A 22,172-nucleotide genomic window follows, 5' to 3' on the forward strand; every position below is an offset into this window, starting at 1 on the left:
CTGTGAAAGCATTACTCTCCCTGTTGGCGGCGCTGCCGCTGAGCGGCTTTTTGCTGCGCCCGGCCGCGCCGGCGCCCAAGTACGCGGTGGCCGACATTCCGGCCGCGCTGCGCGAAGGCGCCCACGCCGTGCTGCGCGCCGACAACGAGGTGGTGACCGTGAAAAGCGCCGGCCGCCTGGTGCACACCGTGCACCGCGTCATCACGGTGCTCGACGCGGCCGGCGACGACTTTGGCCGCCACACGGTGAGCTACGACGCCCTCAACTCGCTGGCTTACCTGCGCGGCGCCGTGTACGACGAAAACGGCCGCCTGCTGCACCAGCTGCGGCCGGCCGAAATCCACGACCAGGGGGTGGGCGACGCCGGCGGCAGCTTCATGACCGACGTGCGCGTGCGCTACGCCGACCTGCGCCAGCCCCAGGTGCCCTACACGGTGGAGTTCGACTACGAAGTGGTGTCGGACAACGCCCTGTTTTACCCCGGCTGGCAGCCCCAGGAAGAAGAAGGCCTGGCCGTGCAAGACGCCACGTTTAAGGTGACCACGCCCACCGAGCTGCCCCTGCGCTACCAGGAGCGGCAGTGGCCCAAAGGCGCCGCCGTGGCGCACACCGCCGACGGCGGCCGCGAAACCTACGAGTGGCAGCTGAGCGCGCTGCCGGCGGTGGAAGAAGAAACGGCCGCCCCGCCCCTGGCCTACACCACGCCGGCCGTGGTGCTGGCCCCCGGCGACTTTGAGGTGCAGGGCCACAAGGGCACGGCGGCGTCGTGGAAAGGCCTGGGGCAGTGGAGCTACGCCCTGAACGCCGGCCGCGACCAGCTGCCGCCCGCCACCGTGGCCAAGGTGCAGGCTTTGGTGAAAGACGCCCCCGACGCCCGCACCAAAGCGCAGCGCATCTACGAAATGCTGCAGGGCAGCACGCGCTACATTTCGGTGCAGCTGGGCCTGGGCGGCTGGCAAACCTTCCCGGCCAGCTCGGTGGCCAGCAACGGCTACGGCGACTGCAAAGCCCTGAGCAACTACACCATGGCCCTGCTGGCCGCCGCCGGCGTGCCCGCCTACGTGGCCCTGGTGGGCGCCGGCGACGACCGGCCCGACCTGCGCGCCGACTTCCCCAGCTCGCAGTTCAACCACGCCATTGTGTGCGTGCCGATGGCCCCGGCCGGCCGCCCCGACACGCTGTGGCTGGAGTGCACCAGCCAGACCGAGGCCTTCGGCTACATGGGCAGCTTCACGGGCAACCGCCACGCGCTGCTCGTGACGCCCGAGGGCGGCAAGCTGGTGGCCACGCCCCGCTACGGCGCCGCCGAAAACCGCCAGACCCGCCGCATCGACCTGACCCTGGACGCGGTGGGCGGCGCCACGGCCACGGCCCGCACCCTGCGCACTGGCCAGGAACAGGACCTGTACGCCCAGCTGCTGCACCAGCTCGGGCCCGTGGAGCAGCGCAAATACGTGACCGACCGCCTCAAGCTGCCTACCTTCACCCTCACCAAGTTCACCCTGGCCGCCGCACCCGCCAAGGCCGCGCCCGCCATCGTGGAAACGCTGGGGCTGGCCCTGCCGGGCTTTGCCATGCCCAGCGGCAAGCGCGTGTTCGTCAACGCCAACCTGCTGAGCCGCCTGCCCGCGCTGCCGGCCCAGGTGGGCGAGCGCCACACCCCCGTGTGGCTTTCCGACGCCTACCTGCACGCCGACACCGTGCGCCTGCACCTGCCCGCCGGCTTCCGGCCCGAAACCCTGCCCGCCCCGGTGCAGCTCAGCACGGCCTACGGCAGCTACTCCAGCCAGTACCAGAACCTACCCGACGGCAGCGTGCAGTACATCCGCCGCCTGGAGCTGAAACGCGGGCAGCTGCCGGCTTCGGCTTACACCGGCTACCTCGATTTCCGTCGCAAAATCAGCGTAGCGGATAAAGCGCAGGTGGTTTTGCTGAAAACGGAGAGTTAAAATAAGGGTATTGGGTATTGGGTATTGGGTATTGGGTATTGGGTATTGGGTATTGGGTATTGGGTATAATAATTTCTGTGCAACATGCATCAACCAATAGAAGAATTGGTGGTCTTTGCCCGCTTTGAGGAAGCGACAGGCCGCATTTGGAACATGGTGCAGAAGTGGCGGCCATTAGCGCAGGACACGATTGGCAAACAAGTCATTCGCTCTGCCGACAGCGTTGGGGCCAATTTAGTGGAAGGAGATGGCCGGTATAGCAAAGCCGACGCCCTACACTTTTTTATCATTGCGCGTGGGTCTGCCCGAGAAACCTGCCTATGGGTGAAACGCGCTCAGAAGCGGCACCTGCTATCTGAGCAGGAAGCCAATGAGCTTCTTCAATTATTAGCCGATGGCATGCGGATGCTCAATAACCTGATAACCTACCGCCGTACTACCTCCCTAAAACCCAACGCCTAAAACCGAAGACCTAACCCCTAAAACTTCACCCGCAGCTGGGCCTTCACCTCGTTGCGCAGCGAGCCCTGGATGCTTTCCAGGCCGCTGCCGATGACGTTCTGGTGGCGGTAGCGGGTTTCAGCGTAGCGCAGCCACAAGGTCATGGCGCGGTTGAGGCGGATTTCGGCGATGCCGTACATGCGCGTGCCCTGGCCGTAGAGCGCGGGCACCGACACGGCCAGCAGCACGTCCTGCTCATACACGTACTGGCGGGTGTCATAGTCGTCGGCGTCGAAGAGCGAGTAGCGGGCCGTGAGCTTGAGGTAGCGGTTGAGCTGGTAGCTCGCGTCCTGGGCCAGGGCGTAGCCGCTGCGCCAAGCCAGGTTGGTGTCGTCGCGCAGGCGCGAGGTTTGCAGGCGGGTGCGCAGGCTCAGCGCCGTGCTGATGTCGGTGTTGTAGTACACCAGCAGGCTTTGGCGCAGCTGCTCGCCGGGCAGCGGCAGCACGCGGCTCGGGTCCAGGTTGAGGAGGTCGGCGGTGGCCAGGTCGCGGGGCTTGAGGCGCTGGCGGGCCTGCACGTAGAGCAGGCTGGTTTTGGTGGGCGAGTAGGCCACGCGCACCAGGGCGTCGTGGCCGTCGGTGGGGGCGCTGGCCCGGTAGCGCAGCCACGGGAAGCGGTACTGGTCGTAGTAGGCCGAGATTTCCCACTGGGCAATGGGCCGCACTTTCAGGCCGATGTAGACGCCGGTTTCGTTGATGTTGCGGGTGTTTTCGCTGAAGGCGTTGCCGTAGAGGGTGTGAAAATTCGGGTCGTAGTGCCGCACCAGCAGGGCCGCGTCCACGCTGGAGCCGAGGCTGGCCAGCAGGCCGTTCACGGTGCCCAGGCCGCCGCCGGTGCTGCGCGCCGTTTCGCCAAACAGCAGGAAGTTGCGGTACACGTAGCTGTAGTTGACGCTCAGGGCCAGGTTTTCCTTGCCGCTGAACTCGAAGCGGTTGTACACTTCGGGGCGCTTGAGGATGGCCGTGCCGTAGTGCGTGAACACGCCCGTGGCCCCGATGGCCAGGTTGCCGTTGCGGCTGGTGTAGCCCACGTTGCCGCCGCCCACGGTTTCCTGCAGCTGGTGCCGGTTGGCCAGTTCCGAAGCCGTGCGGTGGAAGCCCGTGTAGAGCAGCCCCGAGGTAAACTCGTCGTACTGCGCCAGCGAATCGAGGCTCTGCTGCAGGTTGGCGTCCACGTTCTTGTGCGACACAAACGCCGTGGCCTGCACCGTGGGCGCCACCTGCACGGTGGCCGCCCCGCCCCGGAAAAACGTGTTTTCGAGCAGCGACGAGTACGCCCGCACGCCCAGCGACGAGCGCCGCAGCGTGGTAATCGTCTCGGCACCCTTGCCCACGCCTAGCCCCGACGACAGCAGCAACCCCTGCCCGAACTGCAGCTGGTAGTCGCCCAGCGCCAGGGTTTTCAGCCGGCCGCGTTCCTGAATCACGAAGTGCGCCGACACGTAATCGGCCCCAAACTGCCCGTTCTTCGGGTTCCACACCAGCTGCTCGCCGGCGTCCTTTTCCATCGAAAAGCCCAGGCTGAAGTCCTTGGTGTGGCTCACGCGGTAGCGAATGAGCATCTTATCGGGCGAGCCGAGGTAGCGCGTCGTTTCCTTGCCCTGGTAGAGCGTGGGCGGGGTGTAGCCCTGGCGCTGCTGCAGCACCCGCTCGTAGCGCAGGTAGAGGGCGTTGTTGTCTTCCTTGGCGATGCGCTGCCACAGCGTGCCGCGGCTGGAATTGGCGTTGCTGCTGAGCACGCTCACGAAGGGCAGGATGCGGCCGATGGTGCGCAGGTCGTAGCCCTCAATGCTTTGCAGCTCATACACGCTTATCAAGTCACCATTCACCTCGCGGTGGCGCAGCAGCGTGGTTATCTGGTTTTCGTTGAGCAGCAGCAGGCCGCGCAGGTCTTCGCGGGTGGCCGTGTTGAGGTTGATGGGCGTCTGGTAGTATTGCAGCAGCGTTTCGTAGAGGTCCTCGTACGGCACCTCGTCCGACTGAATTTCGGCAAACAGCTCCTGCGTGAGCCGGTCCAAATCGGGCGGGCGGCGCACGTAATCCTGCGCGTGCGCGGAGTGCGCCAGCAGCAAGGCGCTGCCAACCACCAGGCCGGCCAGCCCGTTTCGCATTTTTCCCGAAGCGGTGAAGCGTAGATGTTTTCTCATTGCCTTCCGCCCCACGATTTGCTCACGCTCAGGTGCTGGCTGAAACCCAGCGCCTGCTGAAATGCCGCCGCGTAGTCAATCTGAAACGCCCCGGCCGCCACGCCGATGCCCGCGCTGGCCTGCTCGGTGAGGGTGGCCAGGCCCAGGCGGGCCGCCAGCACCGGCACCGGCCGGTACTCCAGGCCGGCCTTGAAATTGGCGTCGCGCTCCACGTCTTTCTCGGTTTCCACCAGCAGCGTCACCTGGGCGTTGGGGCGGTAGGCCAGGCCGGCTTTGAGCACGGTGGGCACCCGCTCGTCCTGGTAGCTGGCCAGCTTGGTTTGGCTGAGGTTATAGAGCGAAGCCCCGAACGTGAGGCGGTTGGGCAGAATCTCAATCTGGCCGCCCAGCGTGCCCAGCGCCACCCGCCGGCTGCCCAGCCCCTCGATGCTCACCTGCAGCATGTCGACGCGGGCGCCCAGGCTGATTTGGCCGAAGCGGTAGCCGTAGCCCACGCCCGCGCGGGTTTCGTTGTAGAGCGTGCCGCCGAAGCGCTGCGCCTCAAACGCCACCACGCCGTGCCGGGCCCAGGTGCGCGCGGCCGGGGCCACCACCTGGGGCGCGGCCGTGCCGTCGGCGGGCGGGGCGGCGCTGGGCTGCCGGCCTAGCGGCAGGGCCACCGTGAGCGCGCCCACGTTCAGGGCCGCGCTGAAATAGCGGTTTTCGGCGTAAAAGCCCACCGTGGGCTGCTGGATTTCGCTGATGCCGGCCACGTTGTTGCCCATGCTCCACACCTCGCCCGACAGGGCCACCGAGGCGTTGCTGAGGCCGGCCGCGCGGGCCCCGCGCACGCCGGGCCCGTTGCCCTGCGCCGCCGCGGAGTGCCCGGCCAAAGACAGCGAAAAGAACCCAATAATTGAAAGATAACGGGGTAAACAGTGTTGCATGACGGGAAGGTAGCACCTTGCCGCCAATTGGCGGGGCTAGCTTTCGAAATTATTTTCGGCCCCTAACCGGTTATGCAATCCGGCGCCCTGCCGAACTTGCCGCCTTATGCCCCGCCCCTTCTCTGCCGCGCCGCGCCGCGAAACGCTTCTTTACCGCAACCACCCCCTCCACTACACCCTGGTTTTTCGCTCCCGGCGCACCATAGGCTTCGCCGTGCGGCCCGACGGCAGCGTGCACATCAGCGCGCCCGCCGGTACTTCGCCCGAGTGGGTGGCCCAGCAGGTGCTCAAAAAAGCCGACTGGATTCTCAAGCACCAGGAGGCGTTTGCCAGCCGCCCGGCGCCCGTGCCCAGCCGCCGCTACGAGGCCGGCAGCTCGCATTTTTACCAGGGCCGGCCCTACGCCTTGCGCTTCGCGGAAGCAGCCAAGCCCCGCATCACGCTGCAAGCCGACGAGCTGCTTATCGCCGCGCCTGCCCCGCTAACCGCCGCCCAAACCGAAGCCTTGCTGCACGCCTGGTACGCCCGCCAGGCCGGGCCGCTCTTCGCCGAGTCGCTGGCCCGGGTATGGCCGCGCTTTGCCGAGTTCAACCTCACCCGCCCCACCCTTGCGGTGCGCCAGATGCGCACGCGCTGGGGCAGCTGCACGCCGCGCACGGCCCGCATTCGCCTCTCGCCGGAGCTGGTGCGGGCCCGCCCCGAGTGCCTCGACTACGTGCTGCTGCACGAGTGCTGCCACCTGCTGGTGGGCGACCATTCCAAGGCCTTCTACGACCTGCAAACCCGCCTGCTGCCCGACTGGGAGCACTGGAAAGCCGAGCTGAATGCGCTACCGAAGTAGGGCGACTGACTAATTCAGGTAATCAGCAAGCGGCTTGTCTGCGGCATCGCGCCAGGCCTGCTTGCCATTCACCGAATACCCGCAGACGACTTCGGCAGCTTGCTTGATGCTTCCGAATAAATAGTCCTGCTGAAATTCCAACCGGTCGACGTGCCGCACCAGAATCTGCTGTTGCAACAGCCTTTTGCGCAGTGCGGCGCTGGCCAAGCCTATGCTTCCACGGTCTTCCGGCATGGCCGTAGAGCCGGCCCGCACCCGCAGCTGCCGGGTGGCGGGGTCCCAGTCGGCCGTGGCCCGGATGCCCAGCCGGTTCAGCACCAGCACAAATTCTACCGAAGCCGCCGCGGCCCGCAGCGCCGGGGCCGCAGCCGCAGCCGGCGGAACCTGATTTGGCGAGGAGGCCAGTTTGGCTACGGCAACCGGTTTGGCTGTTGTCTTCGCTGGCCCGCCCGCCGGCAATTCGGGGCCCGCGCCAGTTCCGGGCATCATCGTACCACCCATCAAAAACGCCTGCGCCTCGGCCGGGGTGATGGTTAGAACTTTGGCGGCCAGCAGCTGCACCATGGCCTGAGGCAACGACGGAAACGGCGGCAGCGACACCAGCTTCTGGGCATCGGGCAGCACGTCCTGCATGGCCCGCTCCTTCTTGCCCAGCATCAAATACGCTTCGGCCTTGTGGCGGGCCGTGTGGTTCAGGATGTTGTCGCGGTGCAGGAACGTTTCCAGATAGCCCGCTACCTCTTCCAGCCCGTCCTGCTGCACATCGAACTTGCAAAACAGCTTGTCCTTGAACTCGCCGCTGGTGAAGGAGAAGTAGAACCGCCAGTGCCGCCCGTCGGTGATGACTGTGAACAGGGCGGTGTGGTCGCGGTTGTAGTCGCGCAGCTGCTTTTCCACCGCTGCCAAATCAGCGGCGAAAGCCCCCACGGCTTTGCATTCGATGAAAACGGCCGTGCCTTCAAAATCGTGGGTGAACAAGGCCACGTCCACGCGGGTGTTGTCCTCCTTTTTGGTGGCTTTGAATTCGGTGTAGACTTCCGTGGGGTTCCAGATGTCCCAGCCCAGCGCCTGCACCACCCGCGCCACCAGCGACAGCCGCACGTGCTCCTCGTTGTGGTATTCCTTGTTGGCCAGGCGCTGGCGGATGTCGGCTAGTAGTTCGTGCATTATGCGGTAGTTCGGCGGTTATTTCCGGGTAAAGAAAACGCACCGCTGCGCTTTTGCACCATGCCGGTGGCGGCGGGCTGCCTGTTGCGCCCGGGCGGCCCCGTTCCCGCCCGTACCTTTGCCTCATGCTGTCCCGGCTTTTCCGCGCGCTTTTCCTGGGTTTGGTATGGTTTTACCGCCACTTCATTTCGCCGCTCACGCCCGCGAGCTGCCGCTACACGCCCACCTGCTCGGCCTACGCGGCCGAGGCCATCACGAAGTACGGGCCCTGGCGGGGCGGGCGCCTGGCCCTGCGGCGCATTGCCAGCTGCCACCCCTGGGGCGGCTACGGCTACGACCCCGTACCCTAGCCCCGGGCCTGCGTATAGGAGGAGTTCACCGTTTGAATTCCATTTGATGCGTTTTGCTTCCCTCCTGCTGGCCCCGCTGGCCCTTCTGCTTACCGCTTCGTGCTCACAGGCCCAATCTGAAAAAGCTGGCAAAACCAAAGCCGAAACCGGTCTGCCCAAAGGCGGCGACCGCCGCAAAGACAAAAACGCGGCCTCCGAAGTCCCCGGCCTGCGCAAAATTGGCTCGCTGAAAGGCGTGGTGCCCGAAAGCTCGGGGCTGGCCCCGGCCCCCACCGCCGGCAATTACTACAGCTTCGGCGACGACGGCAACCGCCCCATTCTCTACGAAATCACGGGGACCGGCGAGCTGGTGCGCCGCCTCGACGTGCCCGCCGACAACAACGACTGGGAAAGCCTGAGCCGCGACGGCCAGGGCAACTACTACATCGGCAACTGCGGCAACAACGAGAGCACGCGCCGCGACCTGAGCATCTACAAGTTCCGGCCCGACGCGCCGGCGCAGGCGGGCACCATTGCCTTCCGCTACCCCGACCAGAACGAGTTTCCGCCCAAGAAAAAGCAACGCAACTTCGACTGCGAAGCCAGCCTCTGGCACGACGGCCAGGTGTGGCTTTTCACCAAAGACCGGGGCCAGTCCAGCACCAGCAACGTCTACACCGTGCCCGACCAGCCCGGCGACTACACGGCCAAAAAGGTCACCTCCCTGGCCATCCCCGGCCAGGTGACCGACGCCGCCCTGCGCGCCGACGGCCGCCGGCTGGTGCTGCTGGCCCGCGGCGAGCTGTTTATTCTCGACGGCAACTCCTGGGCCGACATCCTCAAGGCCCCGCCCCGCCAGGTGGCCCTCACCGGCGCCGGCCAAACCGAAGGCGCCGTGTTCAAAGACGACAACACTTTGCTCATCAGCACCGAGCAAGGCGGGCTGTTTGAGTTTACGTTGCCGTAGGCGCGTCCATTTTTAGAAAGCAAAAGCGGGGGCGCAAGGTTGCTATTGAATCAAACCTTGCGCCCCCGCTTTTGCTTTGAATGCCCTTGTGCGAAGCAAAGCCGGGCCGTTTTACGGGCGTGACGAAGCAGCGCTGGCGTCGGGCAGCGGCTGCGGGTCGCCTTCCTTGCCCAGGTCGCGCGGGGCGTAGCCGTAGGGGTTCTTCGGGTCTTTGCCGGCCCGCCACAGCACCCAGATGCCAATGAGGATGAGCGGAATGCTGAGCTTCTGTCCCTGGTTCAGCAAATTGCCGTTTTCGAAGGCCACCTGGTTTTCTTTCAGAAATTCGCCCAAAAACCGCTGGATAAACAGCAGCACCACAAACAGGCCGAACAGTTGCCCACGCGGCGTGCGGTCCTTGGTGCGGTTCCACATGGAGTAGAGCAGCACGAGTAGAAAAATGCAGAACAGCGCCTCGTAAATCTGGGTGGGGTGGCGCGGCACGGCGGTGCCCGCAATGAGGTGCTCGGTGTCGCGCGGGAAAATGAACGCCCACGGCACGTCCGTGGGCCGGCCCACGATTTCCGAGTTCATCAAGTTGCCGGTCCGAATGCAGGCGCCGCCCAGCGCCACCACAATCACAATGCGGTCGAGCACCCACAGGTAATCGAACTTATTTTTGCGCGCAAACAGCCAGCAGGCCAGCAAGATGCCGATGGTAGCGCCGTGACTGGCCAGCCCGCCGTGCCATACCTTGAACAGCTCCAAAAACCCCTGCTCCTTGAGAATTTCGGGCTCATAAAACAAGACGTGCCCCAGCCGCGCGCCCACGATGGTGCCAATCAGCATGTAAATCGTAATCACGTCAACCCATTGCGGCGATACCCGCTCGGAGCGGTAGATGTGCGTGAGAATGAACGTGCCCAGCACAAAGGGCAGCATGAAAAACAGCCCGTACCAGCGCAGCACTATCGGGCCCAGCTCGTGGCCAAACACGGTCCAGGGCCCGAAGGAATGAATGATGGGGTCGACGTTCCAGGTGATGGCGGCGAGAAAAGGCAGCATGCGTGGCAAGAATGAAAGATGGGTTCAAAGGTACTCCGCCGGTCGGGCTCGCAGTCCTGCGAACGCCGCCGGGCTTTTAGCAAGGCAGTGGGGGCAAGCCCGGCCGGCAGCCGTTGGGCCGGAAAATGTGCGCCCGGGGGTTAGCGCGGCGGCGGGTAGTCGGAAGCCGCTCCGCGCGCAGTGACGGCGGCGTCCGGACGCAGCCCCGAGCCATCGCCGCTCAGGCTCAGCACCAGCGCCGCCAGCAGGGCCGCATAGGCGGGCCGGCGCAGCCAGGCGAGCAGCGTTGGCCGGGCCGCCGGGGCCGTGAGACGGGCATGCACCCGGCCGTAGAAAAAGGGTCGGGGCCGGGCCTTGGGCTGGCTGCGCAGCTGGCGCAGCAAGTCGTCCCAGGCCTCGTCGGCCTCGGAGCGAACCGTGGAATCAGACATGGCGAAAGTGGGGTTGCAGGTGTTTGCGAAGGGTTTTGCGGGCGCGGAACAGCAGTGATTCCACAGCGGGCACGGTCGTGTTGAGCACGGCCGCAATTTCCTCGTAGCGCAGCTCCTGCTCGTGGCGCAGCGTGAAGGCGACCTGCTGCGGCTCGGGCAGCCGGGCAATGTGGTGCAGCAACAGCCCCAGCTGCTGCTGGCCTTCGAGCAGCGCCAGGGGGTGGGCGTGGTGGGGCACTTCGTGCAGCACGTCGTTGCCAAAACCCAGCAAGCTGGTGAAGTAGGCAAAACGCTTTTTGGCCCGGGCCCGCCTAAGGTTTTTCAAGGCCCGCGACGTGGCCAAGCGGTACAGCCAGGTGCTCAAAGCCGCCTCGCCCCGAAAACGGCCAATGGTCTGGTACACCTCCACGAATACTTCCTGGGCCACGTCCTCGGCTTCCTCCGGGGAGCGCAGCAGCGAAAGCGTCAGCCGGTAGATGCGGTCCTGGTACCGCTCCACCAACGTCCGAAAGGCGGCCTCGTTTCCCAGCTGCAGCTGCGCCACCAGCTCAGCCTCGACTTCGGCAGCTGGGTCAGGGGCCAAAGTCGGCGGGTCATCGGCCAGCAGCAGCGGAAGAGCGTAAGCCACAAAAAGAAGTTGAGAGGTCCGTAAAAGTCGTCCCGGCGTCGGATTAACCGGGCTACAGCACCTTAGGCCCCAGTTGCCCAACAAACTTGCGCGCAGCTTCCGATTTTTTATTTTTCAAGGCCACACCGTCCCAAAACGCGGGCTTACAGTCCGGCCAGCTCTTCGGCAAAACCGCCGCTGAGGATGGGGAAGCGCAGCCAGGAGCGCGGGTCCACGTTGTAGTCGTCGAGGTGGAAGCTGGGGGCGTAGCGCTCACGTTTCCATTGGTTGCGGCTCCAGAGGTTGTAGAAGCGGCGCACGTAGGTTTTTAGTTGCTCTTCGTCGAAGCCCGTGCCCTCGCCTTCCAGCATGGCCAGCACCTGCCGGGGGCTGAGCCGGTCGTAGAACGCCAGCCGCTCGATGCGGTTGAGCAGGGCGTAGGGCATGAGGTCGCGCTCGTCGGTCTGCTTTTCTTCCAGCGGGCGCAGCTCGGCGGTGGGCTGCAGGGCGTTCACGTGGCGCAGGGCCGTGTAGCCCAGCTCGGTTTCGGCCCAGCGCAGCCATTTTTTCACGAAGTCCTTGTCGACGCCCGCAATGGGCGAGATGCTGCCGGCCGTGTCGCCGTCCATGGTGCAGTAGCCCACGCTGGCTTCGGAGCGGTTGGACGTGGTGATGAGCAGGCAGTTCTGCACGTTGGCCAGCAGCCAGATGGCCGGGGCCCGCACCCGCGCCTGAATGTTTTGCAGGGCCAGGTCGTCGGTTTGCCACGTCAGTTCCCGGCCCAGCGCGCCCTGGATTTTGCCCACGTAGCCGGTCACCTCGTCGTCAATTGTCCAGCTGTGGAAGCGCGCCCCCAGGCTGTCGGCCAACTCTTTCGCGGAATTGAAGGTATCGTCGGAGGAATTGACGGTGCCCTGGTAGGCGCAGGTCAGCAGCTGTTGCACCAGCTGCTGGTTGTCGTTGAGGGCAGTTGCTGGCGCTGGGGTTTCCACCACCTGCGCCGCTTTGCCGCCGGCTCCTTCCTGCTTCACGGTTTCGGTCGCGGCCGGGAAGCAGCCGCTGCGTCGCTTGAACTCCTCCAGCCCCAGTTCTTCCACGCCCAGCCGCACCATTTCGGCCACGCCCACGGCGCAGAAGCAGGAGTCGGCCCCGCCGCTCAAACTCAGCACAAAGCCGCGGCTGCGCGCCTTACGCAGGTAGTCGAACAAGGCCAGGCTCATGGCCTGGTTGAGCTCTTTATACTCATCGGGCGTGGGCAGGGGCACAATTTCTTCGGCCGCCGGCACGTCTTCGGCAAAGTTCACGTCCACCCATTCCAAATCCACTTCCTTGAAGCTTAGCAACTGATTGCGCTTCAGCAGGTGGCCCTTGCGCGCCACCAGAATTTCGCCGTCGAAGATGATGCGGCCGGCCTCGTTGCCCAGCAGGTTGGCGTACAGATACGTGCAGTTGAACGTGCGCGAGGCCTTCATCACCAGCTGGTAGCGCACGTCGGTTTTGCTCATCGCAAAGTGGCTGGCCGAAGGGTTCACTATCAAATCGACCTTGCCCATGAGCCGGCAGGCGGGCCGCACGTTGTCGGGCCGCCAGGCGTCCTCACAAATTTCAAAGCCAAAACGCACGCCCTCGTGCTCAAACGTGAGGTCGCCCAGCGGCCAGGTTTCGCCGTCGCAGCTCACGGTTGTTTGCTCACCGGCCAGCCAGGGCACGAAGAAGCGCGTCTCATAGTGCACCCCGTCGTTGGCCAGAAACTGCTTGGCCGCCAAGCCCAGAATCTGGCCATCGCGCAGCACCGCGGCCGTGTTGTACGTGCGGTGGTTGAGGCGCACCGGCAGGCCCACCACCACGCAAATGCCCTCGGTCCAGGGGCGCACCTGCTGCAGGTGCGTCAGCGCCGCCTCGGGCATCCAGTCGCTCAAAAACAGGTCTTCGCAGGCGTAGCCGGTCAGGCACAGCTCGGGCAGGCACAGCAGCTGCACGCCGCTTTCTTTCGCCAGCTCAATGGCCGTTTTGATGTTGCGAAGGTTGTTTTCCCAGTCAATGGGAATCTGGTTGAGGGCGGCTCCGGCAATGCGCATGGGTTCGGCGTGAAGTGGACACAAATCAACTCCTTTTTGCGCTATTGGGTTACCAACGGCTCACCTCCGGCCACCCAAAACGGCGCCAGCTACAGCGCGCTTTTCCGGCCTTTGCTGTCTATCAGGTGCATACTGCCGTTTTCCATCCCCAAAGCTTCCAACGGTTCGCCAGCATCCGTGCGCTGCTGGTGGGGCGAATCAATGGCTACAATTTTCCCGTGGTACAGCATGCGGGGGCGTTCCACGGGCGTATGGCCCACCACCATGGCGGTGGCCGCATACGCGGTTAGCACCGTGGCAACCTGGGCTTCCGTGGGCTCCTCCAGCACCAGGCCCCGGTACCAATCCGGGCTTTCGGGATGCTGCGTCACCTGCTTTTCCAGCGGCGTTAGCTGGCTCAGCGGCGTGTCGAGGCTTTTGCGGGCCAGTTCGTTGAGGCGCTCCAGGGGCAGGGCCCGCGCGGCCAGGCCCGGGCTGATGCCGCCGTGCACAAACAAGGTCGGGCCAATGCGTTCCACTACATTTTTGGTACGCAGCCATTGGCCCAGCAGCGCGTTACGGTCGTACCAGTTCTGATAGGGCACTTTCAGCGTGTCGGCGCTCACCCGGTATTTGCGCCGTAGGTAGCGCAAGTGGCCGGTCAGGTTCATGCGCTCGTGGTTGCCCATGATGAAATGCACCCGGCCACCCGCCCGCTCTGCTTCCTGTTCCAGCTTATACAGCAGCCAAAGGCACTCCGTCACGTTCAGGCCCCGGTCAAAAAAATCACCCACCAGCACCAAGTGCCCCCGGCCAAACTGCCACGCCAGCCGCTCGTTCACCACCCCTGCGCCCCGCAGCAGTTGTTGCAAGCCCTTGAAGTTGCCTTCAATGTCCGAAATCGCCACCAGCTTCTCTGCCACGGGGTACACCGCGTCCGGCACAGCGCCCACGCTGTGCAACGGCACCCGAAACTCCTGCTTCGTTTCGGCCACGAAGCAGGTCAGCGTGTCCGCGGGCCGCAGCGTGTCAACTACCACCAGCAGGTTCCCGTGGACGGGCGCGATGCGCTTGCTTACCAGTGAGCCGTGGTGATAAAAAACCACTGGCCCATCGGCCGCAAAGCCGGACTTATCTTTCTTCGCGTTCGGTCCTTTAATGGACCACCCAGGCGCTAAATACAGCTTGTCGATAATCCCGCAGGCAATAAGCCCAACCCCACCCGCCACATACGCCACCACCACTAGCAAAGCGCCCAGTAATGGTTTTTTAAAATTCAACGTCCCCCGCATCTGCTTTAAGCAAGTAATTGCACAGTGTATTATTACACTAATACAGCTGCAAATATACTCTTACCAGTGACCCTCGCAACTCCGTTTCCAACAAAAACGCCTTGCCGTTTAAACGCCCAGCTCCGTCAGCGCGCGCTCGGCGGCCAGCTGCTCCGCCTGCTTTTTGCTCAGGCCCATGCCGGTGGCAATGACTTCCTCATCCAGCACCACGTTGGCCGTGAATTCCATCATGCCGCCGGGCCGGGCTTCGCCGGTGATGTCGTAGCGCACGGTTTTGCCCTGGCGCTGCGCCCATTCCACCAGCTTGCTCTTGAAATTAGCCGTGGTGGTGGTGAGCGTGTGCACGTCCACGAAGCCTTTCACCAGACGGGTCAAAATGAATTTTCTGGCTGCTTTGTAGCCCAAATCGAGGTACACTGCCCCCACCAGGGCCTCCAGGGCGTTGCCATTCACGGAGCGCGAGCGGGCGGCGCGGCCCTGTGCGGCGTCCAACTGCACCAGCTTGTCAAGGCCCAGCTTGAGGGCAATGTTGTTCAGGCTCTCGCGGTTCACGATGCGGGAGCGCACCTCCGTGAGGAAGCCCTCCTGCTCGTAGGGGTACTTTTTGAACAGGTACTCGGCCACCACCGTGCCCAGCACGGCATCGCCAAGAAACTCCAGTCGCTCGTTGGTTTGGTGGCGCCCGATGGCCGGCTGCTGCCGCACCGCCGAGGAGTGCGTAAACGCCAGCCGGTACAGTTGGGCATTCTTAGGCGTCTGCCCCGTGACGGTCGCCACAGCCTGCCGGAAAGACTTATCGGAAGCAAAAAAGCGGGAAACGAAGCCGAGCAAGGGAAAGGAATTTAGATTTCGGCAGAAAAGAAGCAGCAAAAAAGCCCGTCATGCAGAGCGCAGCGAAGCATCTTTACCGCAATAGTAAAATGAATTACTTGCGCGGTAAAGATGCTTCGCTGCGCTCTGCATGACGGGCTGTGTATCTATCGACGTGAAATACGCCTACAACTTGCGGAAAATCACCGACGTGTTGTGCCCGCCAAACCCGAAGGTGTTGCTCATGGCCACGCGCACGTCGCGCGCCTGCGCCGTATTCGGCGTGAAGTTCAGCGCCTGATTAATTTCCGGGTCGGGCGTGTGCAGGTTGATGGTGGGCGGCACCATGCCGTGCTGCATGGCCAGCAGGCAAGCCACCGCTTCCACGCCACCAGCGCCGCCCAGCAAGTGGCCGGTCATGCTCTTGGTGGAGGAAATGTTCAGCTTTTCGGCGTGCTCGCCAAACACCTGCTCAATGGCTTTGATTTCGGCGCCGTCGCCCAGCGGCGTGCTCGTGCCGTGGGTGTTGATGTAGTCCACCTCCGCGGCCGAAATGCCGGCGTCGCGCAGGGCGTTTTGCATCACCAGCACCACGCCGCTGCCCGTAGGGTCGGGCGCCGTGATGTGGTAGGCGTCCGACGACATGCCGCCACCGATGAGTTCGGCGTACATCTTGGCGCCGCGGGCCTTGGCGTGCTCGTACTCTTCGAGCACCAGCGCGCCGGCGCCTTCGCCCAGCACGAAGCCGTCGCGGTCCTTGTCGTAGGGCCGCGAGGCCGAAGCCGGGTCGTCGTTCCGCTCGCTCATGGCCTTGAGGGCATTGAAGCCGCCCACACCCGATTCGGTGATGGCCGCTTCGGAGCCGCCGGTAATCATCACGTCGGCCAGGCCGAGGCGGATGTTATTGAAGGCCGCGATGATGGAGTCGTTCGACGAGGCGCAGGCCGACGTGGTCACGAAATTCGGGCCCCGGAAGCCGTTTTTGATGCTGATGTTGCCCGACGCGGAGTCGGCAATCATGCGCGGGATGAAGAAGGGCGAGTAGCGCGGCGTGCCGTCGCCCCGCTCAAACTGGAAGCATTCTTCCTGTAAGGACTTCAGGCCACCGATGCCGGAGCCCCAAATCACGCCCACGCGGTCCTTGTTCACGCCGCTTTCCAGCAGGCCCGAGTCGGCAATGGCCTCATCGGAAGCCACCACGCCGAACTGCGTGAACAAGTCCATTTTGCGGCCCTCTTTGCGGTCAAAGAAGTCGTCGGGTTGATAGCCCTTCACCTCGCAGGCAAAGCGGGTTTTGAACTTGGCAGGGGCGAAGCGGGTGATGGTGGCCGCGCCGCTGGTGCCCGTGCGCAGGCCTTCCCAGTAAGCGGGGGCGGTGTTGCCCAGGGGCGTGATGGCCCCGAGGCCGGTAACGACAACCCGTCGGATGGACGTCATAAGCAAGCGCCACTGGCGCGAATGATGAAGCGGGATAAAGCAGCAAAACCGGCCGGCGGCTAGCCGGCCGGTATGCGCAGAACAGGGGTGTCACGCCAGGCGAAACGAGGAACCGGGGTAAAGGCTACAACTCAAATTGCTCGTGTTGCTTCGGCGAAAACGGAATACTACTTGGCGTGCTCTTCGAGGTAGCTAATGGCTTGGCCCACGGTGCCGATGTTCTCGGCCTGGTCGTCGGGGATGCTCACGTTGAACTCCTTTTCGAACTCCATGATGAGCTCAACGGTATCCAGCGAGTCAGCACCCAGGTCGTTGGTGAAGCTTGCTTCGGGGGTAACCTCGGAGGCTTCAACGCCCAGTTTATCAATAATAATGGCCTTTACTTTTTCTGCGATTTCAGACATTTCCGTGGGGGTTTAAGGAAAACTACGGCACAAAGTAACGAGAGATTTCCCAATGAACCCACGGCCGCGCTTTTCATTTGGGGGTACAACATTATGGCCGCGCGGCTCGCAAGCGCCCCCCACAGGCCGTAGCTTTGCCCTGCCCGCCCGCGGGTGCCCTTTTTGCGGCCCTTATGAAGACCTTCACCCTCGACGTTGACTACGAGTGCGACTTTGCCCTGTTTGGGCTCGTGAGCAGCACCCGCGACTACACCCTGGCCTGGACGCTGAACCGGGCCCTGCGCCTGCGCCTGGTGAAGCAACCCGAGCTGCTGCTGAACCTGCTCAGCCGCGGCCGGCTGGTGTTCACGCACTACCTGCACGCCACCGAGGCCCTCACGTTCCGGCTGCTGCGCAACCGCTCGGTGGCGCCGTCTACGCTCAAAAAGCCTTTTTTGGCGCCCGACATCAAGGAGTACGACTACCTGCTGGCCGTGACCAACGGCACCGGCGCCCTCGCCGACGAGCAGCTCATGGAGCAACTGGCGGCCCTGGACGCGGTGCAGTATGTGTGTCAGTTTGACCCGAATACGCTTAAGTACAAGGAGAACCTGATACTGTGAGCCAGTACGCGTAAGCCAATAGCGCATTCGTCGACCATAGCTCCCGGCATCGTGCGGAGAACTAGCCCCATTTTGCAACCATAATGACTTCTTAACGGCAATTGCCCCGTAAGCAATAGGCATTTCGATTTAATTAAACGACTTTTGCTCTACAGAGGCCTTTAGAAAACCGGGGCTCGCATTTTTCAACGCCTACCAATTTCCCTAAATTACCGTAGGCAACTTGTCCCCTCCTTCTTCAGGTGGGGAGTTTTTTTGTACTGACACTTCCGCACCTCGCATGGATAACCCTCCCATTTTCAATAAGACCAAAATTGTGGCCACTGTGGGCCCCGCTTCTAATACCTACGAGCGCCTGGGCATTCTCATTCGCGAGGGCGTGGACGTGTTTCGGCTCAACTTTTCGCATGGCTCCTATGAGGACCACCTCAGCGTTATCAATACCGTGCGCCGCCTGAACAAGGACATGCGCACTTCTGTGGGCTTGCTGCAGGACCTGCAGGGCCCGAAGATTCGCTTGGGCGAAGTGGAAGGCGGCGGCGTTGAAATCAAGGCCGGTGATAAGCTGAAGCTGGTGTGCGGCGAAAAGGAAATCAGCACGGCCACGCGGCTGAGCACCATTTACATGGGCTTGGCGCGCGACGTGAAGGCCGGCGACATGATTCTCATTGACGATGGCAAGATTGAGCTGAAGGTGCTGGCCACCGACCGCGAGACCGAGGTGGACGTGGAAGTGGTGTATGGCGGCCTGGTGAAGCCCCGCAAAGGCATCAACCTGCCCGACTCGGAAGTATCGGCCCCGAGCATGACCGAGAAGGACATCGAGGACCTGCAGTTTGGCCTCGCGCACGACGTGGACTGGGTGGCGCTGAGCTTCGCCCGTAAGGCCGACGACATTCGTTTCATCAAAAAAATCATCGCCGACGCCGGCAAAACTACCCGCGTGGTGGCCAAAATTGAAACGCCCGACGGCCTGCGCAACATCGACGAAATCATTGCCATCACCGACGCCGTGATGGTGGCCCGCGGCGACCTCGGCGTGGAGGTGAAGATGGAGGAGGTGCCCATGGCCCAGAAAATGATTATTGCCAAGTGCAATGCGGCCGGCAAGCCCGTCATCGTGGCCACGCAGATGATGGAATCGATGATTACGGCGCCCCGCCCCACCCGCGCCGAAACCAGCGACGTGGCCAACGCCGTGCTCGACGGCGCCGACGCCGTGATGCTCTCGGCCGAAACCGCCGTGGGCGCCTACCCGGCCGAAGTCATCCGCTCGATGGTGGGCACCATCCTGAGCGTGGAAAGCCGCAGCCCGCAGCTCTTTCACAAGTGGTGGCCCATCGACCCGAACGGCCCCAACTTCATGGCCGACAGCGTGTTGTCGGCATCGTGCCACCTGGCCAAGAACACGGGCTCGAAAGCCATTACCGGCATGACGCACCACGGCTACACGGCCTTTCAGCTGGCCAAGTACCGTCCCAAAGCCAACATCTTCATCTTCACCGATAACCGCAACCTGCTCACGGCCCTGAGCCTGGTGTGGGGCGTGCGCAGCTTTTATTACGACCGCCTCATCAGCACCGACAGCACCATTCAGGACCTCCGCTACGTCCTCACCACCACCGGCCACCTCGCCACCGGCGACGTGTTCATCAACACCGGCTCGATGCCCATTCAGGAGCGGGGCAAAGCCAACATGGTGAAAGTGAGCGTGGCGTAAACCCGCCTCTTCAAGCAATAAAAAAGGGCCCGCTGCACGTGCAGCGGGCCCTTTTTTATTGCTTGAAGAGGCGCTTATTCGTGGACAAGCTTCCAGGTTCCCGAAGCTTCCGCACCGCTCAAGTGCAGCAGGTAGAGGCCGGCGGGCTGCCCGGCCAGCGGCACGGCCACGGCGGTTTGGCCGGCCGGCACGGGCGCGCTCCACACGGTGCGGCCCAGCGCATCGGTCAGGCGCAACGTATGGCCGGCGCGGGCGGGCTGGGCCAGCGTGAGCGTGGCGCTTTCGGTAGCCGGGTTGGGGTGCAGCGCGGCAACAGCGGCACCTTGGGCAGCGCGGGTGGGCAGCAGGTTGACAAAAGCCAACGGGCTGCCACAGGTGGTCGTCGTTCCGTTGCGCGTGCGGCGATAGTAAGCCAAATAGGTTTCTCCCCTTAAATCGACGCCAAGGCCGAGCGAGGCAGAAAAATACGTCTGGGCAAAAAGGTCGACAATGGGGCCAAATACTCCATTTCCATTTTGAGGACCAACACTAAAAAGTTGCTCGTAAGCCAGCAGTTGATTTCCACCGCAGCCGCTCCCTCCCGGCTGAAGCTGAACAATGCCTCGGCTCATGCTAACCGAGCCTGCGCCGCTTAGCCTGTATTCTCCCGTCAACATGGGCAAGTCAGGAAATTGGTTGGACCGGCCGGTTGTCAGGGAGAAAGCCCAGCGCCCGGTGCCAATGGAGGAGTAGGTAACGCCCGCGGGCGTGCCGCAACCGGGCGCCCCCGAGTTTTCATTTCGACTTTGCACCATATAGGTGTAGACAAGCGAATCATTCGTTTGCCTTCGGGTCAAAATTCGGCTCAATGACCGGGACCATGAGCAAGGCACCTGCATGACGATGCTTCCGTCGAAACGGTAGCCAAGCTCGTCGCCCGGTTGCAAATCAACCAAGCGCAACGGGCTATACAGGGTTTGGCTGAGCGGAGCGGGCAGTTGCGTGGCGACCCACTGCTGCGGGGTGCCGCTGAGCGCCAGCCACTGCGGGCCTTCCAACAGGCCAAAACGCCGGCTCAGGCGCACCACCGGCCCCGTGCTGAACGTGATGGTGGCCACCGTATCCAACTGCCCATTCACCGTTTGCAAACCCCGACTGGTGAGGGTGGCGTTGAGGCCAAGCGAGGCATTGGCTACCCAGGAACTGGCTACGGCCGCTCTTGGACGCAGGCGCAGGGCCGTTCCGACTTGGGCTGTGCCTTCGGTTACGGTTTCCAGCGTGTACTCCCACGAGCCCGGCTGCCACAGCAACCGCTGGCCAAATAAATTATTCCGGCTTTTGCGAAAGCGAGAGGCATTCGAGTTGCCTGGAGTATGGCCAGAAACATCGCGCATTACCCGATTAAAAGCCCACACCGAATCGCCCGAAGCCGTCACGTAAGCAGAATCGAGCCGCAGGGTGTAAACGCCCAAGGTGGCGAAGTGGCCGCTGCTTGTTGCACCCGGAACCTCATAGCTATAAATCAGCCCCGGCCGAAACGGACGCCACGCTTGTTGCGCGCGGGCACCCAAGCCGCAAAAAAGCAATAACGCGGCCAGCAGCGGCCGCCCCCAGTGGTAAGTGTGTTTCATAGCAAAGTAAAATGGGTTAAAACAAGCTGCTTGACAGAAAACACGAGCTAGGCCAATTCAGCTTATTCGTGCATGAGCTTCCAGGTAGCCGACGCGTCGGGCCAGTTGAGGTGCATCAAGTACAGGCCGGCGGGCTGCCCAGCCAGCGGCACGGGCACGGTCGTTTGCCCGGCTGGCACGGGCGTGCTCCACACGGTGCGGCCCAGCGCATCGGTCAGGCGCAGCATGTGGCCGGCGCGGGCGGGCTGGGCCAGCGTGAGCGTGGCGCTTTCGGTGGCCGGGTTGGGCGCCAGCGTGGCCAGGGTGGCGGCCTGGGCGGCGCGCGTGGGCAGTAGCGTGGCGAAGCCTTGGGGAGAGCCACAGACTTGGACGGTTCCGTTCCTCAGTTTCCGGGAATAAACCTGACCATTCCAAAACTCTATCGTGGTGGCGAGGCCGGGAGCGAAACCATATTGCCAGGCCGCGTAATCAAGGCCAGGTCCGTAAACGGGCACGGCATTAGACGGCGATTGGATTTGCGGGTAGTACGGCGTGTAATTAATGCGTTCTGTGAGGGAACCACAACTGCTGACGCTGGCAATGGGCATGCCGACCAGTAAGTAAGGGGTTGAACTCGCGCCCGCCACGTATTCTCCGGTTAGCAGGCGCAAGGCTCCTAACTGCAGCATTGGGCCCGACGGTTGCCAACGGTTGCCCGCGCGTGCCACCGCCCACCGACTCACGGTAACGGGGGAATAGGTAACCTGAGCAGGGGCCGAACAGGGGCCGGCAAAGCCGAAGCTTTCGTTGCGGCCCTGCATTTGGTAAGTGATAATCAAACTATCCGCCGTGAGCCGACGCGCTAATACGCGGCGCAGCATTTTGTTGTCGAAGCAGCGAATGGGCGTCATGCCAATATCGATTTCTTCGTAGCCAAACTCATCGCCGGGCTGCACGTCGAAAAAACGCAATGGGTTGTAGAGCGACTGTTCGAAACGGGCTGGGAGTAGGGCTGTTTCCAAGGCGCTTCCGGCTGCCCCACCCAGCCACTGAGGGCCGTTGAGCAGCCCGTTGAGCCGGCTCAGGCGCAGTGTGGTGGTGACCCCGGCGGCATTGATGTTGATAACCGCCACAGAGTCCTGCACCCCCGCCGCGATGGTTTGCCAGCTACGGCTCACCAGGGTAGCCGTTCGCAGGGGTAGCGTGCTGGCGTTCCAGGTGCTGCCCACGGCTGCCCGTGGGAACAGTTCCAGGCTGACGGCGGCTTGCACGTTGGGTTGAGCCAAGGCTTCCAAAGTGTAGCCGGCCTGTCCGGGTCGCCAGCGCATGAGTGCGCCAAACAGGTTATTGCG

The 22,172-nt window shown here is 63.3% G+C and carries 20 protein-coding genes; 7 read left to right on the top strand and 13 right to left on the bottom strand.

All coding sequences use genetic code 11. From position 1 onward, the window contains the following. Positions 1-2 precede the first annotated feature (2 nt). Positions 3-1,949 carry a DUF3857 domain-containing transglutaminase family protein gene (locus I2H31_RS14050; RefSeq protein WP_196293670.1) on the top strand — a complete coding sequence of 649 codons (1,947 nt, stop codon included), beginning with the start codon at positions 3-5 and terminating at the stop codon, positions 1,947-1,949. Positions 1,950-2,033: 84 nt separating this feature from the next. Then, entirely contained in the window at positions 2,034-2,411 is a 378-nt protein-coding gene (locus I2H31_RS14055) for a four helix bundle protein (protein ID WP_196293671.1), read from the top strand. A gap of 17 nt (positions 2,412-2,428) precedes the next feature. On the opposite strand, the gene I2H31_RS14060 is transcribed toward I2H31_RS14055, so the two are convergent. Further along, positions 2,429-4,561 (bottom strand): ComEA family DNA-binding protein, encoded by a 2,133-nt coding sequence (locus tag I2H31_RS14060; protein ID WP_196293672.1) that lies wholly within the window; start codon positions 4,559-4,561, stop codon positions 2,429-2,431. A gap of 32 nt (positions 4,562-4,593) precedes the next feature. Beyond that, entirely contained in the window at positions 4,594-5,469 is an 876-nt protein-coding gene (locus tag I2H31_RS14065) for a PorV/PorQ family protein (RefSeq protein WP_196293673.1), read from the bottom strand. A gap of 160 nt (positions 5,470-5,629) precedes the next feature. Between I2H31_RS14065 and I2H31_RS14070 the strand changes: the two genes are divergently transcribed. Continuing rightward, positions 5,630-6,364, top strand: coding sequence for a M48 family metallopeptidase (locus I2H31_RS14070; RefSeq protein ID WP_196293674.1), 735 nt, complete (start codon positions 5,630-5,632; stop codon positions 6,362-6,364). A gap of 9 nt (positions 6,365-6,373) precedes the next feature. On the opposite strand, the gene I2H31_RS14075 is transcribed toward I2H31_RS14070, so the two are convergent. Beyond that, on the bottom strand, positions 6,374-7,531 hold the full coding sequence (locus I2H31_RS14075) for a DUF4357 domain-containing protein (protein WP_196293675.1): 1,158 nt from the start codon (positions 7,529-7,531) through the stop codon (positions 6,374-6,376). Between the two features lie 125 nt (positions 7,532-7,656). Between I2H31_RS14075 and yidD the strand changes: the two genes are divergently transcribed. Continuing rightward, the gene (yidD, locus tag I2H31_RS14080; protein WP_196293676.1) at positions 7,657-7,881 is read left to right on the top strand and encodes a membrane protein insertion efficiency factor YidD; all 225 of its coding nucleotides are present in this window, start codon (positions 7,657-7,659) and stop codon (positions 7,879-7,881) included. A 46-nt stretch (positions 7,882-7,927) separates the two neighbouring features. After that, positions 7,928-8,827 (top strand): hypothetical protein, encoded by a 900-nt coding sequence (locus I2H31_RS14085; protein WP_196293677.1) that lies wholly within the window; start codon positions 7,928-7,930, stop codon positions 8,825-8,827. Between the two features lie 111 nt (positions 8,828-8,938). Here the strand turns inward: I2H31_RS14085 and lgt are convergent, their stop codons facing one another. The 8 genes from lgt to I2H31_RS14125 form a co-directional block, all read right to left on the bottom strand. Next, positions 8,939-9,871 carry a prolipoprotein diacylglyceryl transferase gene (gene lgt / locus I2H31_RS14090; RefSeq protein ID WP_196293678.1) on the bottom strand — a complete coding sequence of 311 codons (933 nt, stop codon included), beginning with the start codon at positions 9,869-9,871 and terminating at the stop codon, positions 8,939-8,941. 140 nt (positions 9,872-10,011) lie between these two features. Beyond that, complete coding sequence (locus tag I2H31_RS14095; protein ID WP_196293679.1) at positions 10,012-10,302, bottom strand: hypothetical protein; 291 nt, start codon at positions 10,300-10,302, stop codon at positions 10,012-10,014. Beyond that, positions 10,295-10,930, bottom strand: coding sequence for an RNA polymerase sigma factor (locus tag I2H31_RS14100; RefSeq protein WP_317192229.1), 636 nt, complete (start codon positions 10,928-10,930; stop codon positions 10,295-10,297). Before I2H31_RS14100 ends, I2H31_RS14095 begins: the two co-directional genes overlap by 8 nt. A gap of 143 nt (positions 10,931-11,073) precedes the next feature. Further along, positions 11,074-12,987 (bottom strand): NAD(+) synthase, encoded by a 1,914-nt coding sequence (nadE, locus tag I2H31_RS14105; RefSeq protein ID WP_196293680.1) that lies wholly within the window; start codon positions 12,985-12,987, stop codon positions 11,074-11,076. 89 nt (positions 12,988-13,076) lie between these two features. Then, entirely contained in the window at positions 13,077-14,072 is a 996-nt protein-coding gene (locus tag I2H31_RS14110) for a metallophosphoesterase (protein ID WP_196293681.1), read from the bottom strand. Positions 14,073-14,366: 294 nt separating this feature from the next. Next, positions 14,367-15,089, bottom strand: coding sequence for a ribonuclease III (gene rnc / locus I2H31_RS14115; RefSeq protein WP_196293682.1), 723 nt, complete (start codon positions 15,087-15,089; stop codon positions 14,367-14,369). 165 nt (positions 15,090-15,254) lie between these two features. Then, a complete protein-coding gene (gene fabF, locus I2H31_RS14120; protein WP_196293683.1) occupies positions 15,255-16,505 on the bottom strand; it encodes a beta-ketoacyl-ACP synthase II in 1,251 nt (416 codons plus the stop codon). Between the two features lie 167 nt (positions 16,506-16,672). Beyond that, positions 16,673-16,909 carry an acyl carrier protein gene (locus I2H31_RS14125; protein WP_019948606.1) on the bottom strand — a complete coding sequence of 79 codons (237 nt, stop codon included), beginning with the start codon at positions 16,907-16,909 and terminating at the stop codon, positions 16,673-16,675. Between the two features lie 173 nt (positions 16,910-17,082). On the opposite strand from I2H31_RS14125, the gene I2H31_RS14130 reads away from it, so the two are divergent. Beyond that, complete coding sequence (locus tag I2H31_RS14130; protein ID WP_196293684.1) at positions 17,083-17,511, top strand: IPExxxVDY family protein; 429 nt, start codon at positions 17,083-17,085, stop codon at positions 17,509-17,511. A gap of 280 nt (positions 17,512-17,791) precedes the next feature. Then, positions 17,792-19,231 (top strand): pyruvate kinase, encoded by a 1,440-nt coding sequence (gene pyk / locus I2H31_RS14135; protein ID WP_196293685.1) that lies wholly within the window; start codon positions 17,792-17,794, stop codon positions 19,229-19,231. 74 nt (positions 19,232-19,305) lie between these two features. On the opposite strand, the gene I2H31_RS14140 is transcribed toward pyk, so the two are convergent. Together I2H31_RS14140 and I2H31_RS14145 are read right to left on the bottom strand one after the other, a co-directional pair. Further along, positions 19,306-20,841, bottom strand: coding sequence for a T9SS type A sorting domain-containing protein (locus I2H31_RS14140; protein WP_196293686.1), 1,536 nt, complete (start codon positions 20,839-20,841; stop codon positions 19,306-19,308). Positions 20,842-20,903: 62 nt separating this feature from the next. Next, a complete protein-coding gene (locus tag I2H31_RS14145) occupies positions 20,904-22,148 on the bottom strand; it encodes a T9SS type A sorting domain-containing protein (RefSeq protein WP_196293687.1) in 1,245 nt (414 codons plus the stop codon). Positions 22,149-22,172: the final 24 nt, after the last annotated feature.

It is taken from the genome of Hymenobacter ruricola, from assembly GCF_015694525.1.
GTDB classification, from domain to species: domain Bacteria; phylum Bacteroidota; class Bacteroidia; order Cytophagales; family Hymenobacteraceae; genus Hymenobacter; species Hymenobacter ruricola.

What these genes read in the sequence shown, in the direction of transcription:
- I2H31_RS14055 (WP_196293671.1), top strand. Translation starts at nt 2,034, where the DNA reads ATGCATCAACCAATAGAAGAATTGGTGGTCTTTGCCCGCTTTGAGGAA.
- I2H31_RS14060 (WP_196293672.1), bottom strand. Translation starts at nt 4,561, where the DNA reads ATGCGAAACGGGCTGGCCGGCCTGGTGGTTGGCAGCGCCTTGCTGCTG.
- I2H31_RS14070 (WP_196293674.1), top strand. Translation starts at nt 5,630, where the DNA reads ATGCCCCGCCCCTTCTCTGCCGCGCCGCGCCGCGAAACGCTTCTTTAC.
- I2H31_RS14075 (WP_196293675.1), bottom strand. Translation starts at nt 7,531, where the DNA reads ATGCACGAACTACTAGCCGACATCCGCCAGCGCCTGGCCAACAAGGAA.
- yidD (WP_196293676.1), top strand. Translation starts at nt 7,657, where the DNA reads ATGCTGTCCCGGCTTTTCCGCGCGCTTTTCCTGGGTTTGGTATGGTTT.
- I2H31_RS14085 (WP_196293677.1), top strand. Translation starts at nt 7,928, where the DNA reads ATGCGTTTTGCTTCCCTCCTGCTGGCCCCGCTGGCCCTTCTGCTTACC.
- lgt (WP_196293678.1), bottom strand. Translation starts at nt 9,871, where the DNA reads ATGCTGCCTTTTCTCGCCGCCATCACCTGGAACGTCGACCCCATCATT.
- I2H31_RS14095 (WP_196293679.1), bottom strand. Translation starts at nt 10,302, where the DNA reads ATGTCTGATTCCACGGTTCGCTCCGAGGCCGACGAGGCCTGGGACGAC.
- nadE (WP_196293680.1), bottom strand. Translation starts at nt 12,987, where the DNA reads ATGCGCATTGCCGGAGCCGCCCTCAACCAGATTCCCATTGACTGGGAA.
- fabF (WP_196293683.1), bottom strand. Translation starts at nt 16,505, where the DNA reads ATGACGTCCATCCGACGGGTTGTCGTTACCGGCCTCGGGGCCATCACG.
- I2H31_RS14125 (WP_019948606.1), bottom strand. Translation starts at nt 16,909, where the DNA reads ATGTCTGAAATCGCAGAAAAAGTAAAGGCCATTATTATTGATAAACTG.
- I2H31_RS14130 (WP_196293684.1), top strand. Translation starts at nt 17,083, where the DNA reads ATGAAGACCTTCACCCTCGACGTTGACTACGAGTGCGACTTTGCCCTG.
- pyk (WP_196293685.1), top strand. Translation starts at nt 17,792, where the DNA reads ATGGATAACCCTCCCATTTTCAATAAGACCAAAATTGTGGCCACTGTG.
- I2H31_RS14140 (WP_196293686.1), bottom strand. Translation starts at nt 20,841, where the DNA reads ATGAAACACACTTACCACTGGGGGCGGCCGCTGCTGGCCGCGTTATTG.
- I2H31_RS14145 (WP_196293687.1), bottom strand. Translation starts at nt 22,148, where the DNA reads ATGCGCTGGCGACCCGGACAGGCCGGCTACACTTTGGAAGCCTTGGCT.